Raw genomic sequence first — 22,729 nt, forward strand, 5'->3', positions numbered from 1 at the left:
AATGCCTCGAAGCCTGGCGTGATGGGGGTGTCGAGTTCGGCGCTCAACGCCTTGGCCCGTGCGATCACTTCCTGCGGGTCGGAGATGTCGGCCGGGGTGATCTTGTTCATGACGTCGGCGGCCGCGTACCCCAGCATGCGCTCGGCACCGACGTTGAAGATCTGGATGACGCCCTTTGCGTCGGTGGCGATACTCGAGAAGTTGGCACTGTTGAAGATCGCGTTCTGCAGGGCCCCGGTCCTAAGCAAGGACTCCTGGCGTCCGGCCTCAGTGATGCTCGTTGCCGTGTCAGCGACGGGGTTGAGAATGATGGAATCGTGGATTTCTTTGGACATGGCCGACCTCTCTTTCTTTAAGCGCGAATTAGTGGTAGTGTGCGTTCGCTTTTGAACGCACTGCTTTTATAACATATAAAACTGATGACCAGGGTGCAGATGGCGTCACTAATGACTCCGCCGATCAGGGTGGTGCGGATGTCCAGCAGATTCATCGGCCCCCTCCCTCTGTGGTGTGCATCAGATGGGCGACGGTGGCGAACAGCACCTCGGTCTCGTAGGGCTTGGCCAGGAATCCCTGCACGATGCCATTGTCGAGCATGTGCTTGACCGCGTCACTGGACGTGTACCCCGAGGTGAGCAGCACGGGCAACACTGGATACAGGCGCCGCATCTCTGTCAGGATCTCCTCTGTGGTCATCCCGGGCATCGTCATGTCCAGCAGGATGAGGTTAGCGTCGCTACCGTGCGCCTCAAGTGCGTGCAGTGCCGATGCGCCGTCGGCTGCCACAAGGACGTCGTACCCGGCACGTGACAGCAGGGCCTGAACGACGGCGCTGACGACTGGCTCATCCTCGACCACAAGCACCGTGCCGACGCAGGGACGTGCGACTGCCCGGGTGGCGACGACCGCGGGTAGCAGCTGTTCGACCAACCGTGGCAGGTAGACCTCGAACAGCGCCCCCTCGCCGGGGTCCGACTGGACCGTGACCCATCCACCGGCTTGGTGCGCCGCACCGTACACGATGGAGAGGCCGAGGCCCGTGCCATTGCCCACTGACTTCGTCGTAAAGAAGGGTTCGAAGATGTGTTGCAGGACCTCAGGCGCGATCCCCGGCCCCGTGTCTGCAACGCTCAGCACGACGAACTCCCCGGTGCGGGCGAAGGGATGGGCTTGCACATAGGCCGCGTCGACGACCGTGTTCCGCGTGCCAACGGTGAGCGTGCCTCTGCCCACCATCGAGTCGCGGGCGTTGACGCCCAGATTCAGCAGGATTTGTGTCATCTGGGACTGATCCATGAAGACGTTCCAAATACCTGGTTGCAGCTTGTTGACGATGGCGACAGACGCTGGCAGGGACTGTGTCAGCACAGCCAGGGTCCGCTCGACCGATGCGTTCGTGTCGAGCGCGACAGGCTGGATCATGGCCCCACGGCTGAACGTCAGCAGCCCTCTAGTCAGATTCGCTGCCTCCTCGGCTGCAGTTCTGATGGCATCGACGTTCTCGCGCAATGGGTCGTTGGGGGACATGCTTTCCTTCACGATGGCCACGTTGCCCAGGATACCGGTCAGCATGTTGTTGAAGTCGTGCGCGACGCCTCCTGCAAGTTCGCCAATGGCTTCCATCTTCTGGGACTGCAGCAGCTGCGCCTGCACCCGCTTGCGGTCCGTGATGTCATTGACGAAGGCAAGGAATGAAGACTGACCCTCTCCCTGGAACCGCTGAAGATGGACTTCGACCGGGTAGGTCGTCCCGTCCTTGCGCCGGTGGACAGTCTCGAACACCAGCACTTCCCTGGTTCCGTCCCGCAGGGGCAGCAGCAGCTCCTCGAAGGAAGGCCTGGTGAAGGCAGGCTTGATGTCCAGCGGCGTCATCTGCTGCAGTTCCGCCAGGGAGTAGCCCAGGTTGCTAAGGGCGGCGCCGTTGACGTAGACGAACCTCAGCGACTCTTCGTCGAAGACATAGATCTCGTTCAGACTGCGATCGAGCATGCTGAGGTAGCGTCCCTGTTGTGACTGGGCTGCCTTGGTCTCTGTGGTGTCGATGACGTACGCACGCAGGGTCGCCGGTTCAGGTGGTGCCATGATCACCCTGTAGAAGGTGGCCTGGCCCAGGATGAGTTGGTGAGCCTGGGGATGTTGTTCGCACTGGTGCCTCAACCGTTCAAGCTGCTCGGCGTTCTCTGGCAGAAACTGACGGGCATCGTCAGACAGACCAAGTCGCTCGAGCGCGTGCAGCGCGGCCGCGTTGGCATATCGAACAGTACCGTCCAGGGCGACCTCTACCACTGGGTTGGGATTCTGCTCGGGGAAGGACGCAAGTTGAACTAGCTCGTGCCCCATGGCCCTGCGCTCGGTAATGTCCTCCATCGTGACGTAGGCTTGGTACGGGGTGGTTTCGCCCGCTCGGAACTGCGGTATGGCATTGACGCGAACCCAGTGATAGGCTTCTTCGCGCTGATTGAAGATGCCGACGATGACGTCGTGGACAGCCTCTCCAGAGCGCAGGGCGAGCGTTGAGGGCATGGACTCCCCCGGGAACTCCGAACCGTCCTCGTGGATGTTCCTCCACGACGGGTCCATAGACGTCCGATTCACGATCTCGCGCTGGCTGAGCCCCAGGATGCCCTCGGCCGCCGGGTTGGCTGACATGATGGTACCGTCGGGCGCGAAATACAGGACACCGATAGGCATTGACTCGAACAGCGTGCGATACCGTTCTTCCGAAACCGCCAGGGCATCATCGGCGCGTTTCCTGTCCGTGATGTCCTCGATGGCGGCCATCATGAAGTCGGGCTCGTCCCCCTCGCCCCACAGCCGCGACGCGGTGATGTTGGCCCAGATGACGCCTCCGTCCTTGCGCACGTAGCGCTTGACCAGGACGTACGATGAGATCCGGCTGGACACTAGTTCCTGTATGCTCCGACGAGTCTCTGCCCGGTCGTCTGGATGCGTGATGGTCTGCAGGTCCAGCGCAAGCAGTTCCTCGCGCGAGTACCCCAGCAGGTCCGCGAAGTGCTGGTTGACGAGAACTAAGCGGCCCGTCCTCGCGTCGGCCTCGGCGACCCCAAATGCTGCCTGCTCGAACAATACCCTGAAGCTGCTCTCACTCTCGCGGACGACCGCAGCCGCCTGGTCGCGCCGCAAGCGCTGGACCATCAGCGTTCCGTATGCGGCGGTCGTGATGGGATAGATGACGAGGACTGGGATGGCGATGCTGCGCAGGATCTGGATCGCCGTCTGCAACGGTTGAGTGAATATGAGGGCAAGCATGACTACATGAACGACCACCCCCAGGGAGTACAGCGTCCAGAACGAGAGGATCGCACGCGGACGCTGGTGCGTGTGCCGCCAGGCAACGCCGATGCCCCCCGAGGCGATGATGACCGAGACGCCTGTCCATGCGCCGCTGCCGCCCAGGACCACGCGGAATGCGGCCATCATGACAACCGCGACGACGGTCGGGATCATGCCGAAGAACAACCCCGAGACGGCCAGCAGGACGGACCGTGTGTCGAAGATGATGCCTGTCACAAAGGTCCAGGGCATCAGCATGACGCAGATGCCGATGGCGCCGATGGCGAGGCCGGTAATTACCTGCCGTATCCAGGTTCTGGACAGCCGACGGAAGATATTCAGCAGGTCATAGACATAGACCAGCGAGAGGAGCAGGGTGGCGTTGCCGACGAGCGCGACGAAGGAGTCACGCGTCACCGGGCACCTCCCGGAGCATCCTCAACGTACAGGCGAGGACTGTGAGCGGTTCAAGTGTCGTGCCATACTGCATCGCACATCTCCCCTTGCACAGACCGTTGTCACGCTGGTCACGGGCCCATTTGGCCCATAACTTTACTTTCTACAGCATAGAAATCGGCAGCCGCAAGTCAAGCGGAAAGCGTGTACAGCTAAATAGTGTTCCCCGGCGAGGGCACGCCTGGGCAGGAGGCGTTCCATGTGTCATTCCCCCCCGAGTATTTCTTTTCAATACAAGGGGTGCTTTCGGCGAAGGCGGGAATCCAGTCTGGGGCCATGCGATTCCAGGGCAGCNNGGCAGCCATGCTTGTCACCCAGTGCCACCGTGTGACACAACGACCGGTCACGTCGTCGATTCGGTCATGAACGCCTTTCTGTGCTGATTGGCTCCTGCCTTGGCGGATGAGCCGGGCACATTCATCACCATCTTCCTGCTTTACATCAGGTGCCGTTGGCCTAGTATCCTGGGTTGTCATGGCAGGAATGTGCGGGAAGGTATCACGCGCCAGGTTCTTCCTGCACTGGAGATGATGGAATGCATCTAGGACCAGAGTTCATACGACAGCTTGGTTACGTGCTGCTTGCTGTCTTACAGGACGGTGTCTTCGTCCTGTTTGCGTACCAGTCGGTCATGTCGCTGTTCGCGTTCTTCCAGAGGCGCAAACCACCGCTGAGAGACCCCGTCACGCGGTTCGCCGTGCTCGTTGCGGCGCACAACGAGGCGCATGTCATTAGCGACGTGCTGGATTCCCTGATACGGCAGGCCTATCCACGTGAGCTCTTCGACGTCTACGTCGTCGCGGACAACTGCGCCGACAATACCGCAGACGTGGCCCGTGGGCGCAGAGCCATTGTCTATGAACGCACGGATACGGTCCTGACTGGCAAGGGCCACGCTATCGGCTGGCTTCTCACGCGCATCAAGTCTACGGGCACGTCGTATGACATGATAGCGATATTCGACGCGGACAATTTGGTCAGCGCCAACTTCCTCCGCGAGGTCGACCGCTATGCGCAGGCCGGGTACCGCGCCGTCCAGGGGTATCTCGACATGAAGAACCCCGGAGATACGTGGATCTCGCTGTCGTGTGCCATCGGGTACTGGTGCACCAACCGTTTCTGGGAGCTCGCTCGCAGCAACATTGGTCTTGCCTCGATGCTAGGCGGTACTGGTTCCTGCATGGCCATGTCGCTCATCGACGAGATCGGCTGGAATCCCCATTCCCTCACCGAGGACCTGGAGTTCACCATCAAGTGCGTCCTGCAGGGCGTTCGCCCGACCTGGGCGTGGAATGCGCACGTCTACGACGAGAAACCCCTCACTATGCGAGCCTCATGGAATCAGCGCATGCGCTGGATGCGTGGGCATTTCCAGTTGGGCTTCCGCTACAGCGGGCCTCTGTGGAAGCGCTTCTTCACCCGATTCGACATGGCGGCATTCGACATCCTGGTCTACCTCGGGCAGCCAATCTGGATGGTCTTCTCCTATCTCCTGGTGCTCGTCAATGTCGTCATACACTTCACCCACATGGCCGTGCCTGTGTGGGCATCCGCCGGTATCGTGCTTCCCTCGGTCTGGGTCGCCCTGTTCACATTCGAGTGGTTTGCCCCTCCCATGCTCGTCGCGGCCCTGCTGCTCGAGAAGGTCAGGCCGAAGTACTGGTGGGGCGTATTCATGTTCGCCGTGTATGGGCTGACGTGGCTTCCGCTGGACTTCATCGCCCTCTTCACGCGCAACGACCAGACCTGGTTCCATACCATCCACAAGCAGGCCGCAGTCTCCAGCAAGTAGCGTCGACAGGCGGTTGCGGCATCCGGTAGCCATTGGGGTCAGCTGGTAATTCCGACCCAGGGTGGTAAGTTCACGGGATGACCTCCAACCCGTCCTCGCCAGGCCTGCCTGCTGTCCTTAGTCCATCATTCCCACTTCCCCTCCGTCATTCCCCCCGAGCCTTTCTGTTCAAGGCAAGGGGTGCTTTCGCGCAGGCGGGAATCTATCCCTGTTTGTATCCTCTGCACTGCTGGGAGATGATGTTGAACGGATGAGCTCAAGGATACGTTATAGACAGAGACATTTGAGTTATATACGCTTTAGCGTATGAAAGGGAGATGGAGACCGATGTTGTTCGACAGTATGTGACGCGCCATCGTGGCAATCCCTGCGATGTCCGGTATGCTGGTGCTCATAGAGTGCTCATTGTTACCGGAGGTCCCTGCATGCACATCCTGGTAGTCTCTGATTCGCACGGCAACACGTCCAACCTGAAGGAGGCGATGCTTCGGCATCCCGAAGTCACCCGCGTGCTCCATTGCGGGGATGGCGAGGCCGACGTCGCTGCTCTCAGCGCAGCGTATCCGTCCGTGCGCTTCGACGCCGTGCGTGGCAACTGCGACCTCGGTGCATTGCTCCCGCTCCAGCGCCTCCTGCGGATCGCCGGCAGGCGCATCTTCATGACCCACGGTCATAGCTATGGCACCAAGTATGGGATGGAATTGCTCCTCGAACAGGGGCGCAAGGAAAGGGCCGACGTCGTCCTCTTCGGTCATACGCACCGCCGTCTCATTGAGCGCCAGGACGGCATCCTCCTCGTCAACCCCGGCAGCATCGGGGGCCGCTTTCCCGCCCGCACGGCCACCTACGTCGTCCTGGACCTGTCAGACGGTGTGGTAACGGCCGAGGGGTATGAACTGTAGAACAGCGCCTGCTTCGTCATTCCCGCGAAGGCGGGAATCCAACTCTTGTCGTTCCTCCATCCAGTGAACTCACGACCTGACGGGCGTGCATTTGGACCACTCCATAATAATCGCACCGGAAGTCATTCCAGCACCAAAAGAAACCATAAGCACGTTGTCGCCATTTTTCAGCTTTCCTTCTTGATAAATCTTGTCAAGCGCAATAGGGATGGAAGCAGCAGAGGAATTGCCATACTTATCAATAGTAACAACGACCTTTTCCATAGGTATACCCAGTTCTTGAGCTCCAGACTGAATGATTCTGAGGTTTGCCTGGTGAGGCACGAACCAGTCAACACTCTCAAGGGGAACATGTGCTTTCTCAAGAACTTTCTTTGAAATACGCGAGATCTCACGGACAGAAAATCTAAATACTGCCTGGCCATCCATTTTAGTGAAGTAACTTCGTTCTTTTAGTACTTCTTTGCTGAAAGGTTTCCTCGAGCCACCAGCAGGTAACGTGAGGTACTCCGCAAGAGAGCCATCAGCAAACAGTTCAAATGAAAGGAAACCACCATGTTCGACGGTGCTTAGTACAGCAGCGCCTGCTCCGTCACCAAACAGAACATACGTCCCTCTATCTGTATTATCCATCATCCTGGTGATAACTTCCGCTCCTACGACAAGAACATTCTTGTACATGCCTGATTGAATGAATTGAGCTCCAACAGTAACTCCATATACCCAACCTGGACAACCTGCCTGAAGGTCAAAAGCAGCTGCATTTTTTGCTCCAATCATTTCTTGCAGCAGGCAAGCCGTAGCAGGATAATGCATATCAGGAGAGTTTGTTCCAACAATGATCAAATCAATATCATTCGGAGACAGATGTGCATCTTCCAGCGCCCGTTCAGCAGCAATTTTTGCGAGGTCACTCGTTGCCTGGTCTTTTCTCGCAAAACGCCGTTCCGTAATTCCTGACCTGCTCTTTATCCATCCATCAGTCGTGTCGAGAATCTTCTCCAGATCAGCGTTGGTAACAATCTGTTCAGGAACATAACTACCCAACCCGACGATTCCTACCATCAAACAACTCCTGCCTTAAAGAGTTTCATTATCAACAAAAACCGCAACAATGACGCCTTGTGCTACGAGAGAATCACCAGAATAAATCTTGGACTCACTTCTTGCAACGTTATGCCTGAAAGAAAGAAGCGTTGCTTTTACAGTAAGAGTCTGTCCAGGAAACACCTTCCTCAGAAACCTGAACTTATCCACTCCGGCAAAGAAGCCAAATAAGTTTCTATTCTTTGGAACAGTAAGGATCAGAAATGTAGATACCTGCCCAGCAAACTCCATCAGAATAACACCAGGAACAATAGGCATCTGTGGAAAATGCCCCTTGAAAAAAAACTCCTTTCCAGTAAAAGTCTTCTTGCCTGTCACGCTTTCTCCGGGCACAAGATCAGTTATCTCGTCGACAAAGAGGAATGGTTCTCGTTGAGGGAGTATTTGTTCTATATCCCCCTTGGACAACTTCAGTTCATGCGTGTTCGTCTTCAACTAGGACCTCCTGCCCAAATTATACGACATCAAGAGGATTTTTCGAATTCATCGCACGGGACATCTCTATATTCTTTTTGCAAAGTTTCGATCAGTGCTTTCACGGAAATTATCTCTTTTACACGATACGCATTTGCACCAGCAAAAACAAAACCATACTCAAGATTTCCTTTCTTGGCGTTCGTTAACGCAAGTGCAATACAATAAGGAGAATTGGCATAATTACACGGCTTTAGACATTTCCAGGGACAGTTCATTGGTTTCTTGATCCCCTGGTTTACGTCATCCAGGAATTTATTCCTGATCGCCCGTCCTGGCATTCCAACAGGACTATTTATGATGACAATATCTTCTTCTTTGCTCTTCAGGTAAGCCTCCTTAAATTCCATTGAAGCATCGCACTCGTACGTTCCTACAAACCTTGTTGCCATCTGAACTCCACTTGCTCCCAACTGAAGAAACCTGTAAATGTCGGCTCCGGTAAATATACCACCTGCGGCAATGACAGGGATGCTTTCCCCGTAACGTTGCTCGTAAATTTTCATGACAGTAATAACATCGGGAAGGATCCTTTCCAGGGCATAATCAGGATCGCCAATTTCTTCCTTCTTGAATCCAAGGTGCCCACCAGCCATCGGGCCTTCAACAACTACCGCATCTGGTACGACACCATACTGCCTCGCCCAATATCTGAAAATAAGTTCTGCCGCTCTTCCTGAGGAAACGATAGGAACAAATTTCGTCCTGTTCTTTTCACTCTTGCCCTGCAAAATCTTCTCCGGGACTTTGAGAGGAAGCCCCGCTCCTGAAATAATGAGATCAGCACCCTCTTCCACCGAGATATTTACGTGATCATCATAGTCTGAAAGAGCGACCATTATGTTGACACCGATGATGCCTTTCGTCTCTCTGGCTTTCCTTATTTCTTTTCTAAGAGCTCTTGCGTTTGCCTCTCTGAAATCTTTGCCAAAGTCCGGCTCCAACATACCAATCGCTGCAGAAGAAATAACTCCAATAGCTCCTTCCTTTGCAACTGCTGACGCTAAACCCGATAAAGAAACACCAACGCCCATGCCTCCCTGAATAATTGGTACACGAGCTTCCAGATCACCGATCTTTAGAAGTGGCATTTCGCTCATATGGTGACTCCCGAAATTTGAGATGCAATGAGGACCGGGTCAAGACAAAGCTGTCAGGCTCTGCCACGAAAACACTATTTCAAGGTACTATAGTCCCTTTGTTGAAGAAATTTCGAAGATGCCACATCGACTCATTCAACATGGAGGCGAACAGTGTGCTCGGTCCGTCATTCCCCCGTCTCATCCGTCATTCCCCCCCGAGTATTTCTTTTCAATGCCCCCGAGCACTTTATTCCCATGCGAGGGGCGTTCTGAGGGGTGCTTTCGGCGAAGGCGGGAATCCAGTCTTGTCCTTAGATCTTTCGTTTCCGTTCCCGGTTCGTCTCTCAGCGCAGCAATTGGCAGTATACTAATATAATAGAGGGGTGCTCGGTATGCCGCCCCGACCTCGGGAGGAATGACGATGCTGGGAGCAGTAGCAGGAGACATCATCGGTTCGGTGTATGAGGCTCACGCCATCAAGTCAATGGACTTCCCGTTGTTCAGCCAAGGTTCAGAGTGGACAGACGACACCGTCCTGACCATGGCCGTGGCCCAGACGCTACTTACGGGCCGTCCGTACGAAGAGACGCTGCGAGAGTTTGCGCTGGAGCATCCAGATGCTGGGTTTGGTGGGCGGTTCAGGCATTGGTTCACCACGCCAGGGGCGAAACCGTACGACAGCTTCGGCAACGGGTCGGCCATGCGCGTCAGCCCTGTGGGCTGGGCCTTCGACACCTTGGAGGAAACGCTGGAGGAAGCGCAGCGTTCAGCCGAGGTGACCCACAACCACCCGGAGGGCATCAAGGGTGCGCAGTCAGTAGCGGCCGCCATTTTCCTTGCCCGTCAGGGGACCAGTCAGGTTATCATCCGGGACGCGCTCGAGACTCGGTTCGGGTATGACCTGCACCGTGCCTATGAGGACATCCAGCCATCCTGCTCGTTCGACGAGACGTGCCAACGGTCGGTACCCGAGGCGCTCATCTGCGCGCTGACCTCCATGTCTTTCGAGGGCGCGGTGTGCCGCGCAGTTGCTCTGGGCGGTGACGCCGACACACAGGCCGCCATCGCAGGCTCGGTGGCCGAGGCACTCTATGGTGGAGTCCCAGAGAGTATTGCCAAGGAAGTACGCGCCCGCCTGACCCCGCAGTTCATCGGCATCCTTGACGCTTTCCAGGAGAAGTACCACATCCAGCATTCATAGGCTATCCGGCACGTTGCAGTCAAGCGTTACCATTTCCAAGTGGTATCGCTTGGCTGCAACGAGATATTACTCTATTGCTTCTGTGTCTTCTCCGTTATGTTCTTCCAATTCTTCTGGCTTGGTTTCCTGCAGCAAGCCTTTTGCTTTGGCCACGTCATCATCTGAACCATGAGCAATAACAAGGTACTTGCCAGCTACCAGCCTGTCCTCATATCTGATGATGTGCCTGTGAGAAACACCCAGTCCAGCCAAAGCACCCAGGATGCCTCCTCCTGCCGCACCAAAGGTCGCGCCTTCTGCACCGACGAAAAGCATGGAGGCTAAAGAACCGGCAGCCATAAGCGGCCCAAAGCCAGGTACCAGGAAGAATCCTGCACCGACCAGGAGACCAAAAATGCCACCTGCCCACGCGCCTGTTCCTGCACCTGCCTTTGCTACATCACGTGCCGTAACAAAGCCGTGGACTTTCTCTTCAGTCTTCAAGTTCTGAGCCACGATTGACAACTGTTTCGCCGGCAGACCATTTTCAATGACTTTCTTTATTGCACGTTCTGCAGCTTCCATGGTTCCGTAGACAGCTATTACACTCTTCTCCATTGGTACCGCCTCCTTTGATGAATTGAGGGACTGATGAGCTCTCTGTCAAAACCAGCCCGCCTTCTTCATCGCTTCCATTGAGATCTTCGAGCTTGGTCCATCGCCCCGTGCAACGGTGATGCCGACGTTGGGCCCCACGAGCTCCTGGATCTCCGCGATGTCCTTGTGTGTGAAGCCCGGGCAAAGGATGATAGCCTCGATGCCCTCTTCCTTGACAAGGGTTCTGCAGACTTCCAATGCCTGAGCCTGACCTTTGACCAGTCGTACGTAGAGTTTGTACTTCTCCGTTCCCAGTAGGCAGGCATCCCTTTCGGGGTCTGCGTCAGGTGCGTGCGCCATGAACAACGATGTGAATGCCATAATTCACCTCCTATAATATTCTAACTCTTTTTGGGGTCAGCTGGTAATTCGAGCACAGTGGTACATGTCAAGAGTGACCGCCTTTGCCTCTGTCATTCCCGCGCGCCATTGCGTCATTCCCCCGTTCCCCCCTCTGTCATTCCCGCGTATGCGGGAATCCAGTCTTGTTTTGGTTGTGTGCCCGTTATTTTGCCGCTGTCAGGGTAGCCAGGACAACGAAGTCCTGCTCGTCGGCGGTCTCGCGGACAAGGATGATGGGTGACTCGACGGCTATGGCAGTCGGGCTGGAGGGGCACTGGGACGCTGTAGTTGCGCCGCTGTGGGACAAGCGTGCCAGAGGCGTGCAGCTGCTGCACACGAAGTACTGCCCATTTTCCTGCGTGATGTGCAGGGTCGCTTGGTCCAGGTTGCGGAACATGGCAGGAACGTCCCGGTTGTCAGGCTTGAATTTGCAGAAACTAATGTACGTGTCTCCCGGATCCAGTTCGTGGCTCCAGACGGACTGCGGCAGGGTCGCGGGGTCCATTACCGGCGTGACGTCCGATGGATACGCCAGGGGCGGGCTGAGCAGTTGTCCCAGCAGCGGACGCTCGCAGGGTGGCACGAACATCGTGAGCCGCGAGCGGGCCCGTGTGCAGGCGACATACCAGATGCGTCGCTCTTCTTCGTCGATCTTCCACTGGTCGGTGCCGACCAGGATGACGTCGTCGAACTCAGTGCCCTTGGACTTGTGCATTGTGTCCACAGAGATCTGGGGTCCCTCGCCGAACGCGCGCGTCGAGGCGGTCGATGGTTCAAACAGCCATCGCACCAAATCGTGCAGGAGGTCCTGTCCGGTCAGCTCCTCGGTGTCGTCGCATACAAGGTCGCGTATCCAGTCATGCGCCTCCTGCATCTGCCAGTCGCACAGGCTCTGTGCCTTCTGTAGGCTATCGCACAGGGCTGTCAATGCACTCGGCGTGTACAGGCTGTTGGGGTTGGCTGTTAGCTCGTTCTTCACCAGCCACATGGACAGCGGCAGGTAGCTGCAGTGGCGCTGGTTGAGGTCACTGAACGCGATGCCCTCGTGGTGCAGCGTCCATCGGATGTGCGCGATGTCTTTGTTGGCCTTCCCCAGGATGGCGATCCTGCGGCCTGTTGACTGGCGCACGAGCTCCACGATGGTGGCGGATTCCTCGGCGCGCGACCGGTACTCTGCCCAAAACACCGAATGTGGCTGGGACGCGGGCTGTGGGTCATTGGCGCGGAGCGTCATGTCCTTCTTCATACGGTCGTGGTTGCCCTCGATGAGGCGGTTGGCGAACGTCACAATGCCAGGGAGGGACCGGAAGTTGATGCTCAGGCCGTACTGCACGGCGTCGTAATCCTTCTCGAAGGCTTGGATATGCCGGACGTCGGCCCCGTTGAAGGCATAGATGTTCTGGTCGTCGTCGCCGATGGCAAAGATGTACTGGCGCTCGCCCGACTCACGCAGCCTCCCCACCAGCGCGCTGACCATGCGGTACTGGTCGGCCGTGATGTCCTGATACTCGTCGATCAGCACATAGCGGTACGGCAGCGGTATCCGCTCGGTCTCGGCATGCCGTTCCAGGATGTTCGCCGCTGCCGTGATGGCGTCGGCAAAGCGCTGGTCCTTGTGCTCGCCGCGCAGGATGTCCATGACGTTAATGTGGCAGACCTCGCCAAGGGCAAAGGAGTGAAACGTGTGGACAGCGACAGAGAGTGCCGTGTCACCCAGCAGCACGCGCAGGCGCCTGCGGATCTCCTGCCGGGCCGCGTGGTTGTAGACCAACACCAGGATGGTGGCCGGATTCACCTGCTCGTTGGTGATCAGGGCGACCACCTTGGCCACCAGCAGGCGCGTCTTGCCCGACCCGGGGCCTGCCAGGACCATCACTGCGTCCTGTTTGCTGTCCAGCACCGCTTTCTGCTCAGGAGACAACTCCTCGAAGTTCTTGTCTGTCGCGACGGATTTCTGCCATGTGACCGGCTTGTAGGCGATGGGCTCGACATCCGCCAGGTGCGTCTTGATGAATTCCTTTTCGGACAGGCGGAAGTAGTCGGTGAGGAAGGACGTATTGGCTTTCCCAAACAGGTTGCCCACGCCGAGGCGCTTGCCTAGGATCAGCAAACAGTACTGTTCCATCGCCCGCACCTTGAAGAACTGCTCATCCTGCATCTTCCTCAGGTCCTGGCCATGGATGGTGCCAACCTTCTTTGTGACTGTCACGTTCAGGCTCATGACGGGCGAGAACAGGCCGGGCACCTCCAGCAGGGTGATGAAGCGGAGCAGCGAGAGGAGTCGTACGCCGGCGTCCAGGATACCGGGTGTCTCCTCACCCAAGTCCAGACGGGCTGTCAGGTCTGCTGCGTCCACGGTAATGACCGTGTGAGGAGAGTTTCCTGCCAGTTCCAGGAAGATCTGCATGGCGCGCAACGTCCCCAGACACTGCGCCTCCAGCATGCCCACCGGCAGCGGATCATGTGATGCCTCTCCCTCATGCTCCATGAGTGTCACCGAGAATCGGTCCTTCTGCTTCTTGCGGAACTTGAGGAACCGTACGCACGAGAGGCAAGACAGCAGCTCGTACAGCCGTGAGTGTTCTGTGATGATCGTGGAAGATGCTCGTTCGACGCGGGGCACGATGGTGTCGGCGTCCACCACCAGTGTCAGACCGGGCGAGGCACCATCAGACGGGTGTTGGGCGTCTTCCCGCAGGAGCGCATACAGGGCTTTCATCTGTGTCGTCAGCTGCTCCAGCTCCGGCAGAATCTCCTTGACTTTTTTGGCACGCATGGTTAGCCGCAGCTGCATGCTGTACTCCAGAATGTGGAGTTGGCGCAAGGTCTCCATCGTGTTCCAGACCAGCTGCCTCTCGACGCCCAGGGCCACCAGCATGCCATCCGTATTCACCACCCAAGCGCTCGCATCGTCCGTGGAAGTCGCCTCAACGTGGTCGAACAGATAGGTCGCGATCGCACGCGTACGGGCGACCATGCAGGCTGACTGCTCCAGCAGGACCAGTGCGGCGTCTTTGCCCATCAGCAGCTTGATCGAAACGGCCTGGCCGTGGTTCAGGCCACGCTGCGCCGCATCCTGCAGCTCCAGGAAGTGCAAGGCAACCTTGGTACGCGTGTCGTAGTCGCGGTCATCGAGGCCAAAGGAAAGCTCACCGTCATCGCCCTGGATGATCTCGCCCGACGTCAGCTCCAGGTGTGTCGAACCCGTCTCCCGTACACGGTTGCGCAGCGAGCTGAAAATGCCGACCAGATCGCGGCGGCCAATCTGGTGCATCAGCAGCATGTTGTACATGGCGCTGATGTCCTGCTCGCTGTAGATGGCCAGCGTGTCCGAGGGCAATCCATCCCGGCCCGCGCGCCCAATTTCCTGGACATACGACTCGAGCGAATCCGGTGCGTCCACGAGCACGACCGTGCGCACGTCCTTCTTGTCGATGCCCATGCCGAATGCCGTCGTCGCGACCATGACGCGGACCTCGCTGTCCTGAAACGCTTGCTGCTTGATCGCGCGCGTCTGGGCATCTAGCCCTGCATGATAGAAATCCGCCTTGATCTCGTTGTCGCTCAGGAAGGCAGCATACTCCTCGGTCTTGAGGCGTGTCCGGGCGTAGACAATCGCCGGGCCGTCATTCGCCTGCAGGACATGCAGCAGCTCTGGCTTCTTGCGGTCTTCGGGCAGTTCCTTGATGTGGTAGCTCAGGTTGGTGCGTTCCTCCTCGGGGGTGAAGCGTGTGAATGGCTGGGTCAGGCAAAGGGCGAACTGCTGCTCGATCTCCTCCACGACCTCCGCCTTGGCGGTTGCGGTGAAGCAGCTGATGGGCACCACCGTTCCCGTGATGGAAAGGATGGCCGTGGGAATGTAGGCGTAGTCGACGCGGAAGTTGTGCCCCCACTGCGAGATGCAGTGTGCCTCGTCGACGACCCAGCGCCCGATTTCGCGGGACTCCAGCAGTTCGATCGTGCTGTGATTGCGTAGCTGCTCCGGGCTGATGAACAGCAGATCGACGTTGCCCAGCCGTACCTGGTCGAACACATCCTTGCGCTCCAGCGGCGACAGCGCGCCACCCAACAGTGCCACGTTCGTGATCTCGAACCGCTGCCTCAGTCCGGTAACCTGATCTTGCATCAGGGAAACGAGAGGGGACAGTACCACCGTCAGGGTCTTGCTGCGCTCCGCCTGCATGAGGGCCGGCAGTTGAAAGCACAGTGATTTTCCGCCGCCCGTGGGCAGAACGGTCAGCACATTCTTGCCAGCCAAGGCCGCCTGGACAATCGCCTCCTGGTTGGGCCTGAAGTCGTCAAAGCCAAACAACTGGCGCAGCTTCTCACGCGGGCTGGAGGACCGGCACCAGGTGCACGAGGGATCATCGCAGGTGGACTCGCGCAGGTCGTGAAGGAACTGAGGGACCCAGGGCGCCTGCTCGCGCGGCCATTTGCCGATGACCGAGACGCCGTCCTGTTTGTCGATCCATGCGAGCACGACTGCCAGAGCCCATGCGCCCATCTCGTCGTCCCATGCCTGCTGGACGACAGCGGGCAGGGTGTGTAAACACAGGCGCGGTCCCCATAGCTGCTTCACAGTTGCCAGCAGCTGCTCCTGCGTGAGTATGGTCCCGTCGCCGATTAACTGGGACGTGATGTCAGCGGTCTTGGCGCATCGAGCAAGCAGAGTGACCAGGACTGACCGCACGTCAGCTGGGAAGCCGGCAAAGGCCGCGGCCTCCTCATTCATCAGCTGGACAGATGCCTGCGAATCCTTGACCGGGTCATTCTGCGCCAGCGGGTATGGCTTGTAGTCCTTGTACAGGTGGTGATAGGGATTGGTGGGGAACGCGACCGGACTCAGGTACAGCGTGTCGATGACCGGCTTGTTGCCAACCGCCGGCTGCATCGTAGGGAAGCGCTGTTCCAGAAACGGGATATCGGAGTCAATAATGTTGTGTCCTACCAGGATATCCGCCAGCTCTATCTGCTCGATCAGGTCTCCGATCTCCTTGGCAGCACGCATACCAGTCTCAGGGCTCACCTGGTCTGCGGTGGTGTACACTGCCCACCCGGCACTGATGAGGTGTTCGCCCTTTCGGTCCCTCTCTATGTCAAACGCGCACAGTCGTTTCATCCTATCCTGCTAGTAGCATAGCACACGGACATTTGCATGTCACGTGACATTAAGCCAGATGCCCCGCCAGGAAATATTGTTGGTGCCAAATGCAGTCAGGAGATTTACCCCTGACTTTCCTGGTGCACACGTATCATAGAAGACTGTCTACTGCTCGCAAGGGAGGCGCGTGTATGACTGCGACGCCGCTGTGCGAGAGTCAAACATCGGTTAGTTGTTCTGAAGTTCCGTTTTCCACTTCTTTTTGCTGCACCTCGAGGGCATGGATGTTCTCGAGGATTCCGTCAAGCTTATGTGTTCGCACTCCAGTAAGTTCTTTGAAATCTTCCTCGACGTTCTGGATGTGCTTTTCGAGCTTTTCGTACTTATCCGTAAACTGTCCCCACTGTTTATCGAACTCGGTGAACTTCGCCAGGATTTGGCCAACGTTCTGTTGACTGGAGAACGTGTCGGTTGCTTGATGGATAATGGCAAGCACAGCGAACAACGTTGATGGTGAGCACAAGATGACATGTTGGTTCAAGGCTTTGTCGAGAAGCTGTGGGTCCTGCTCTTGTGCAAAGGCGAACACCGACTCAACCGGAATAAAGAGGAGGACGCAATCGACTGTTCCATTTCCTGGATCGATATATCCTCGTGAGTTGATCTCTTTAACACGTTGCTGCACGTCTGATAGAAATTTCTTCGTGAACGAGGATCGTTCTTCCTCTGTGGCAGCACTGATGACACACATATAGTTGTCCAGCGGGAATTTGACATCCATGTTCAATCGCAGGTTTTTGGGAAGGAAGAATGTGAAATCCGGGCGATTGCCGGAAAGCTCCTCTTTTTGTTTCCGATAATTGACGTCTTCCCTAAACCCAGCGGCGCGGAGAATGTCGTCAGCCATGCGCTCACCCCACTGCCCACGCGTTTTGCCGCTGGCAAGGGCTTCCTTGAGAGCAGTAGTTATATCGGTAAGTCTACTGGTTTGCGAAGACGCATTAGTGAGTTGTTGCGTAAGCCCGCCAAACTGGTTTTCTCCCTTTTCCTTGAGTTCATGTATGGCGCTCTGGACCTTAGTAAGTTCGGTGTTCATCGTTCCCAGTGTCTGGTCTATAAGGGCTTTTTTATTGTCCAGGTATTGAGCTGCTTGGCCCTGTTGCTCTGCCAGTTTACTGCCGGCGATTATTGACAATTGGTTTGTAACGGGGCCAAGAGCGTCCATCGAAAGGCTTTTGAATGATGCGGCAGCTTGACTGCTGAACGCTTCTCTTGCTTGATCGATTGTCTTCTGATTGTTTGTTGCTTGCGCGTGACGCAGCAGCAAGCCAATAGCGATTCCAATAACAACTCCTATCGCAATGCCAATGATAAGGAATGACCATGCATTCATATAACTGCCTCCCTTGTGACATGAACAACACACATGTGTAAACTCATTATGGAAGAATTTGCAATGATAGCCAGCAGAAGGTTTTGCTGAAAAAGGAGCGGTCCAAGCCGTCCACTGAAACCAGATGATTTGTTTAGGATATGCCGAAGCACATTGACAAACCCGCCAATCGGCTACAGTAGTACTGTCGACTGTGTTGGAGGGTGGAAATGCTTCCTGCGTTCTTGGGTATCACAGACAACAACTGGTTTGACTCTCTGCGGAGGAACCAGATCACCGACGAGGTGAATTTCTGGATTCCCAGCGCTCCGGCACGCAGACATGTCGAACCCGGTTCACTCTGGCTCTTCAAGCTCAAGGCACCCCTGAACTTCATTGCTGGAGCCGGCGTGTTCATGCACTACTCAGTCCTGCCGCTGCAGATGGCTTGGGATGCATTTGGCGTCGGCAACGGTGTGCCGACAGTGGACGCGTTCCGCGATGCCATCATGCGGTACAAGCACCCCGGTGCAGATTCCTGGAACACGGACGTGGGCTGCGCAGTGCTCGATCAGGTCGTCTATCTGCCGCGGGAGCTATGGATCCCGTGTTACACGGGCAGTCTCGTGAGTGGGAAGCATATGGTCAGTGCCGATGATCAGGCCATCGTGCGTCAGGTACTCCGCAACCTGGAGCTGACCCCATCAACGCCGCAGGTTCATGCACTGCCCTTCTACAGCCCCGACTACACGCCGCAGTACGCTCTACGTGAGGTCCGTCAGGGTCAGGGGACATTCCGCGTCGAAGTGACCGATGCCTATCATCGTCAGTGTGCCGTCAGCAGGGAGCACTCGCTGCCCGTGCTGGAGGCTGCCCATATTGTGGAGTGGTCAGACACCCACACCAACGACGTTACCAACGGTATCCTCCTGCGGGCCGACATCCACAAGCTGTTCGATGCCGGCTACGTCACCATCGACCCTGACGGCTATCGGTTTGTGGTCAGCAAGCGCCTCAAAGAGGACTACGACAATGGCAAAGAGTACTATCAGCTCCACGGCTCGCGCATCCTGTTGCCCGAGGATCCGAACGCGTGGCCGAATAGGCTGATGCTGATGAAACACAGCGATCTTCTTTACAGCGACTAGGAGAAATAGGGCAGAATGTCCAGGCGGAGACAAGTCGAAGGGGTCTGCAGCATCTGTGGCAGGGAGGGCCCGCTAACATTTGAACATGTGCCTCCGCAGGCCGCATTCAACAAGAGCAAGGTACTGACTTGCAGTGGATTTGACTACCTGAAGAGGGATCCAGAAAACCTCCCGTGGGAGATGAAGGGTGTTCGGGAAACTGTCGAGCAGGGTGGGGCCGGAGGGTATACCTTGTGCGAACGCTGCAACAATACAACCGGCGCTTGGTATGCCCGTGACTACGTCCACTTCGTGGAATGCGCCATGCAATCGAGAGAACACTCAAGTCTGGTGTACGTGGGAGATGTAGCGTTTGTCGTCATGCGCTTTGAGCAAGTGTACCTTCTAAGGATCATTAAGCAGGTTCTGGCCATGTTTGCCTCGGTTTGCGGTCCTGGCCTAGCCAACGCAAATCCTGAACTGCGGCGTCTAGTCTTGGGCAAGGATGAACGGGGTTTGAACCCCGATCATGTCGGCATCTACTGCTACGCTTGGCAGGGAGAGATGCAGCGTCGGGCTGGCGTTTCCGGATGGATGGGGCTAACAGGCAGCTCTTGGCGCGAGCGAGTCCTAGCGGAATTCTCGACCATTCCCTTCGGCTTTGTGCTGGAGTTTGCCCCTCATGGCGGTACCGGATTGTGGGATATCACGGATTTTGCGAACCAGTTTTCGTATGATGATTCTGCCACATTCTCTTGGCCGGTGCCGATTCGCGAAAACAACACCATCTTCCCTGGCGACTTTCGCACGCGACAACAGGTTCTTGACACCTACCTTGAGAACCAGGCCAAAAAGCAGACAGGGCAAGGTGACACGAGTTGATGCAAAGGCCACCTTGGGATGCCTGTGGCGTCCGGATTGAGGTACTCAGCCTTGACCCATAGGCATAGTCTCTCATGATGGAATACAGCGCCTATATTGTTGGGAGTCGCCGGAAGACTGGTTCACGGTACCAAGGAAACTCGAAGACGGTAGTCCCGTGGGCTGTGCGAGCACAAGCTACTCGCACCTGACTACGCATTGCGCGGTTGGTAAAGCTTTGACGGCAGCACACGTGAGAAGGGGGAACTGATCATGATCACTGGTGAGATTAAGAACAAGATCGACCGAGTATGGGACGCATTCTGGTCGGGCGGCATCTCAAACCCGTTGGAGGTGATCGAACAGATCACCTACTTGTTGTTCCTGCGCCGGCTTGACGATCTCCAAACGCTGGCAGAGAACAAGGCGGCTCGAACCAAGAAATCCATGGAACGACGCATCTTCCCGGAAGGCAAGGATGCAATGGGCTGCCCCTACGAGAACTACCGCTGGTCACGCTTCAAGAACCTGAGTGCCGCAGAGATGTTTGATGTTGTAGAGAAGCACGTCTTCCCGTTTCTGCAGACTCTAGGTGGCGACGACTCCACATACGCAAAACACATGAAGGACGCGCGCTTCAAGATCCCAACAGCAACTTTGCTTTCAAAGGTTGTCGATCTGCTGGCAGACGTGCCGATGGAAGACCGGGACACCAACGGTGATCTCTATGAATACATGCTCGGCAAGATTGCCACGGCAGGGCAGAACGGCCAATTCCGCACGCCACGCCACATCATCGGTCTCATGGTGGAGCTCGTTGCGCCAGCGCCCAATGACGTTGTCTGTGACCCAGCCTGTGGTACCTGTGGTTTCCTCGTTGCTACCGGCGAGTATCTGCGGAGAAACTACCCAGATATGCTGCATGATGCCAAATCCAACAAGCACTTCCACGACGAGATGTTCCATGGCTTCGACTTCGACAGTACCATGCTGCGCATCGGCAGCATGAACATGTTGCTGCACGGAGTGGAGAATCCTGACGTTCAGTACCGCGACTCGCTGGCACAAGAGCATGCCGGCGAAGAAGAGCGCTACACACTCGTCATGGCCAATCCGCCGTTTGCAGGCAGCCTGGACTATGAGAACACGGCCAAGGACTTGCTGCAAATCGTCAAGACGAAGAAGACCGAGTTGCTCTTCCTTGCCCTGTTCCTCCGCTTGCTCAAGCCGGGAGGCCGTTCGGCAGTCATTGTGCCGGATGGAGTCTTGTTTGGCTCCAGCAAGGCACACAAGGAACTACGTCGTATGTTGGTCGAGGATCAGAAGCTTGACGCCGTGATATCGTTGCCCAGTGGAGTGTTCAAACCCTACGCAGGAGTCTCTACTGACGTTCTGCTCTTCACCAAGACCAACAGCGGCGGCACGGACTACGTCTGGTTCTACGATGTACAGGCAGATGGCTGGAGCCTTGATGACAAGCGCACGCCCCTGCTGCTCGAAGATAAGCTTGGTGCAGTGCCACGGACCATCCTAACGGAAGGAGACTATGCTAAGAACAACCTGCCCGACGTCGTGGCTCGGTGGCAGCACCGCGACGATAGTGAGCGCGAGAGACCACGTACTGCGCAGAGCTTCTGCGTTCCGAAAGACGAAATTGCCGCGCAGGGCTACGATCTTAGCCTCAACCGATATAAAGAGGCAGTGTACCAGGAGGTTGACCACCGCGCACCCAAGGAGATCCTTGCTGATCTTGCGAAGTTGGAACAGGAAATACAACAGAGTATGACGAAACTGGAGGAGATGCTGTGAGAACGGTGCCTATCGCGGACCTGCTTGTCTTGCAGCGAGCCGGCTATTGGGGAGAGGATGCAGGCACCTCAGAGATTGACGTTCCTGTGATTCGAAACGGGGACGTGCTTGATTCGGGAGACATTCAGTGGAAGCATTTGCCAACGCGTGGTTTTCGCGAGGACGATGCTGAGAAAGCACGAGTCATGAGCGGCGATGTTGTGCTTACGGTATCGGGAAACTGCGGCTATGCAGCGTACGTCGCGACGGAGCCCATCACGACGACCTGTGCGTCCAACTTCGTGCGAGTCCTCCGCTTTGACGCCACACAGGCCAGTTCTCATTATGTGTTTCACTTCATGCACCGCGCTCAGTTTCGAGCTTCTCTTGCTCCCTTCATCAGGGGCACAACTATGAAGAACCTAGCGGTGGCGAACGCGCTGGCACAAGTGCGAATACCTCTTCCCTCGATTCGTGAGCAGTGTCGGATCGTGGAGGTGTTGGACGAAGCAGAAGCGCTGCGGGCAGAGCGCCGAGCATCCCTAGTGCAACTCGATTTGCTCACCCAATCGATCTTCCTGGACATGTTCGGTGGTCCAACTGCTGTGCTCAGTAGGTGGCCAGTGAGACAGCTGGGACAGTTGCTGGACTTCATGACGAGCGGGTCACGCGGCTGGGCTGAGTACTACGCCGAGTCTGGTGACTTATTCATCAGAATACAGAACGTTCAACGAGACGAGTTGGTCTTGGATGACATCACTCACGTAGATGCTCCACATTCTGCCGAGGCGGAGCGGACGCGAGTTCAGGCGGGCGATGTACTGTTGAGCATTACAGCTGACCTGGGTCGTACGGCCGTCGTGCCTGAAGGACTTGGAGCAGCATTCATCAACCAGCACCTATCGATTCTGCGGACACGGGCGCTGGTTCCTCGCTTCCTTTCAGCCTACCTGACATCGCCCGCTGGTCAGCGACAGGTGCTTGGCCGCAATCGACAAGGCGTGAAGGCAGGGCTCAACTTCGATGATATCCGGGCGCTCACCGTGCCCATCCCGCCGCATGAGCTCCAGTGCGAATTCGCCCGACGCGTCGCTGCCGTCGAGAAGCTGAAGACGACCCACCGTGCCTCGATGGATGAGCTCGACACGCTCTTCGCCTCGCTCCAGAATCGGGCTTTCCGGGGTGAGCTGTAGC

The 22,729-nt window shown here is 56.8% G+C and carries 16 protein-coding genes; 7 read left to right on the forward strand and 9 right to left on the reverse strand.

The features are described 5' to 3' along the window. A partial coding sequence (locus tag SMC3_RS01260; RefSeq protein ID WP_119089740.1) for a PAS domain-containing protein occupies positions 1-335 on the reverse strand: 335 nt, incomplete at its 3' end. Positions 336-486: 151 nt separating this feature from the next. Next, entirely contained in the window at positions 487-3,711 is a 3,225-nt protein-coding gene (locus SMC3_RS01265; protein ID WP_119089730.1) for a PAS domain S-box protein, read from the reverse strand. 574 nt (positions 3,712-4,285) lie between these two features. Here SMC3_RS01265 and SMC3_RS01270 point away from each other — a divergent pair. Then, positions 4,286-5,542, forward strand: a complete 1,257-nt coding sequence (locus tag SMC3_RS01270; protein WP_119089731.1) for a glycosyltransferase family 2 protein — start codon at positions 4,286-4,288, stop codon at positions 5,540-5,542. 425 nt (positions 5,543-5,967) lie between these two features. Continuing rightward, positions 5,968-6,444: a metallophosphoesterase gene (locus tag SMC3_RS01275; RefSeq protein ID WP_165846495.1), complete on the forward strand. Its 477-nt coding sequence runs from the start codon at positions 5,968-5,970 to the stop codon at positions 6,442-6,444. A gap of 69 nt (positions 6,445-6,513) precedes the next feature. Here SMC3_RS01275 and SMC3_RS01280 read toward each other — a convergent pair whose 3' ends face one another. The 3 genes from SMC3_RS01280 to SMC3_RS01290 are packed head-to-tail and all read right to left on the reverse strand — an operon-like array spanning position 6,514 to position 9,125. Beyond that, on the reverse strand, positions 6,514-7,509 hold the full coding sequence (locus tag SMC3_RS01280) for a beta-ketoacyl-ACP synthase III (RefSeq protein WP_279386290.1): 996 nt from the start codon (positions 7,507-7,509) through the stop codon (positions 6,514-6,516). 15 nt (positions 7,510-7,524) lie between these two features. After that, positions 7,525-7,986, reverse strand: a complete 462-nt coding sequence (locus tag SMC3_RS01285) for a 3-hydroxyacyl-ACP dehydratase FabZ family protein (protein WP_119087479.1) — start codon at positions 7,984-7,986, stop codon at positions 7,525-7,527. A 29-nt stretch (positions 7,987-8,015) separates the two neighbouring features. Beyond that, positions 8,016-9,125, reverse strand: coding sequence for an NAD(P)H-dependent flavin oxidoreductase (locus SMC3_RS01290; protein ID WP_119087478.1), 1,110 nt, complete (start codon positions 9,123-9,125; stop codon positions 8,016-8,018). A 403-nt stretch (positions 9,126-9,528) separates the two neighbouring features. Here SMC3_RS01290 and SMC3_RS01295 point away from each other — a divergent pair, with 403 nt between their 5' ends. Then, complete coding sequence (locus SMC3_RS01295) at positions 9,529-10,308, forward strand: ADP-ribosylglycohydrolase family protein (RefSeq protein ID WP_119087477.1); 780 nt, start codon at positions 9,529-9,531, stop codon at positions 10,306-10,308. 66 nt (positions 10,309-10,374) lie between these two features. On the opposite strand, the gene SMC3_RS01300 is transcribed toward SMC3_RS01295, so the two are convergent. The 4 genes from SMC3_RS01300 to SMC3_RS01315 all read right to left on the reverse strand — a co-directional run bounded on the left by SMC3_RS01300 (position 10,375) and on the right by SMC3_RS01315 (position 17,780). Further along, entirely contained in the window at positions 10,375-10,905 is a 531-nt protein-coding gene (locus SMC3_RS01300) for a general stress protein (RefSeq protein ID WP_119087476.1), read from the reverse strand. A 45-nt stretch (positions 10,906-10,950) separates the two neighbouring features. Further along, positions 10,951-11,265, reverse strand: coding sequence for a DUF6506 family protein (locus SMC3_RS01305; RefSeq protein WP_119087475.1), 315 nt, complete (start codon positions 11,263-11,265; stop codon positions 10,951-10,953). 184 nt (positions 11,266-11,449) lie between these two features. Next, positions 11,450-16,405 carry a RecQ family ATP-dependent DNA helicase gene (locus tag SMC3_RS01310; protein WP_119087474.1) on the reverse strand — a complete coding sequence of 1,652 codons (4,956 nt, stop codon included), beginning with the start codon at positions 16,403-16,405 and terminating at the stop codon, positions 11,450-11,452. 199 nt (positions 16,406-16,604) lie between these two features. Beyond that, positions 16,605-17,780 (reverse strand): DNA recombination protein RmuC, encoded by a 1,176-nt coding sequence (locus SMC3_RS01315; RefSeq protein WP_119087473.1) that lies wholly within the window; start codon positions 17,778-17,780, stop codon positions 16,605-16,607. A gap of 209 nt (positions 17,781-17,989) precedes the next feature. Here SMC3_RS01315 and SMC3_RS01320 point away from each other — a divergent pair, with 209 nt between their 5' ends. The 4 genes from SMC3_RS01320 to SMC3_RS01335 all read left to right on the forward strand — a co-directional run bounded on the left by SMC3_RS01320 (position 17,990) and on the right by SMC3_RS01335 (position 22,728). Next, entirely contained in the window at positions 17,990-18,907 is a 918-nt protein-coding gene (locus tag SMC3_RS01320; RefSeq protein WP_119087472.1) for an HNH endonuclease, read from the forward strand. Positions 18,908-18,922: 15 nt separating this feature from the next. Then, on the forward strand, positions 18,923-19,768 hold the full coding sequence (locus tag SMC3_RS01325; RefSeq protein WP_119087471.1) for a hypothetical protein: 846 nt from the start codon (positions 18,923-18,925) through the stop codon (positions 19,766-19,768). A gap of 252 nt (positions 19,769-20,020) precedes the next feature. After that, a complete protein-coding gene (locus SMC3_RS01330) occupies positions 20,021-21,556 on the forward strand; it encodes a class I SAM-dependent DNA methyltransferase (RefSeq protein WP_119087470.1) in 1,536 nt (511 codons plus the stop codon). Next, on the forward strand, positions 21,553-22,728 hold the full coding sequence (locus SMC3_RS01335) for a restriction endonuclease subunit S (RefSeq protein ID WP_119087469.1): 1,176 nt from the start codon (positions 21,553-21,555) through the stop codon (positions 22,726-22,728). The genes SMC3_RS01330 and SMC3_RS01335 overlap by 4 nt, the downstream gene beginning before the upstream one ends. Position 22,729 lies beyond the last annotated feature (1 nt).

It is taken from the genome of Candidatus Cryosericum hinesii (genome assembly GCF_003570985.1).
In the GTDB taxonomy this organism is placed as follows: domain Bacteria; phylum Caldisericota; class Caldisericia; order Cryosericales; family Cryosericaceae; genus Cryosericum; species Cryosericum hinesii.

Coding starts and splice junctions, on each gene's coding strand:
- SMC3_RS01270 (WP_119089731.1), top strand. CDS start 4,286: ATGCATCTAGGACCAGAGTTCATACGACAGCTTGGTTACGTGCTGCTT.
- SMC3_RS01275 (WP_165846495.1), top strand. CDS start 5,968: ATGCACATCCTGGTAGTCTCTGATTCGCACGGCAACACGTCCAACCTG.
- SMC3_RS01280 (WP_279386290.1), bottom strand. CDS start 7,509: ATGGTAGGAATCGTCGGGTTGGGTAGTTATGTTCCTGAACAGATTGTT.
- SMC3_RS01290 (WP_119087478.1), bottom strand. CDS start 9,125: ATGAGCGAAATGCCACTTCTAAAGATCGGTGATCTGGAAGCTCGTGTA.
- SMC3_RS01295 (WP_119087477.1), top strand. CDS start 9,529: ATGCTGGGAGCAGTAGCAGGAGACATCATCGGTTCGGTGTATGAGGCT.
- SMC3_RS01300 (WP_119087476.1), bottom strand. CDS start 10,905: ATGGAGAAGAGTGTAATAGCTGTCTACGGAACCATGGAAGCTGCAGAA.
- SMC3_RS01305 (WP_119087475.1), bottom strand. CDS start 11,265: ATGGCATTCACATCGTTGTTCATGGCGCACGCACCTGACGCAGACCCC.
- SMC3_RS01310 (WP_119087474.1), bottom strand. CDS start 16,405: ATGAAACGACTGTGCGCGTTTGACATAGAGAGGGACCGAAAGGGCGAA.
- SMC3_RS01315 (WP_119087473.1), bottom strand. CDS start 17,780: ATGAATGCATGGTCATTCCTTATCATTGGCATTGCGATAGGAGTTGTT.
- SMC3_RS01320 (WP_119087472.1), top strand. CDS start 17,990: ATGCTTCCTGCGTTCTTGGGTATCACAGACAACAACTGGTTTGACTCT.
- SMC3_RS01325 (WP_119087471.1), top strand. CDS start 18,923: ATGTCCAGGCGGAGACAAGTCGAAGGGGTCTGCAGCATCTGTGGCAGG.
- SMC3_RS01330 (WP_119087470.1), top strand. CDS start 20,021: ATGATCACTGGTGAGATTAAGAACAAGATCGACCGAGTATGGGACGCA.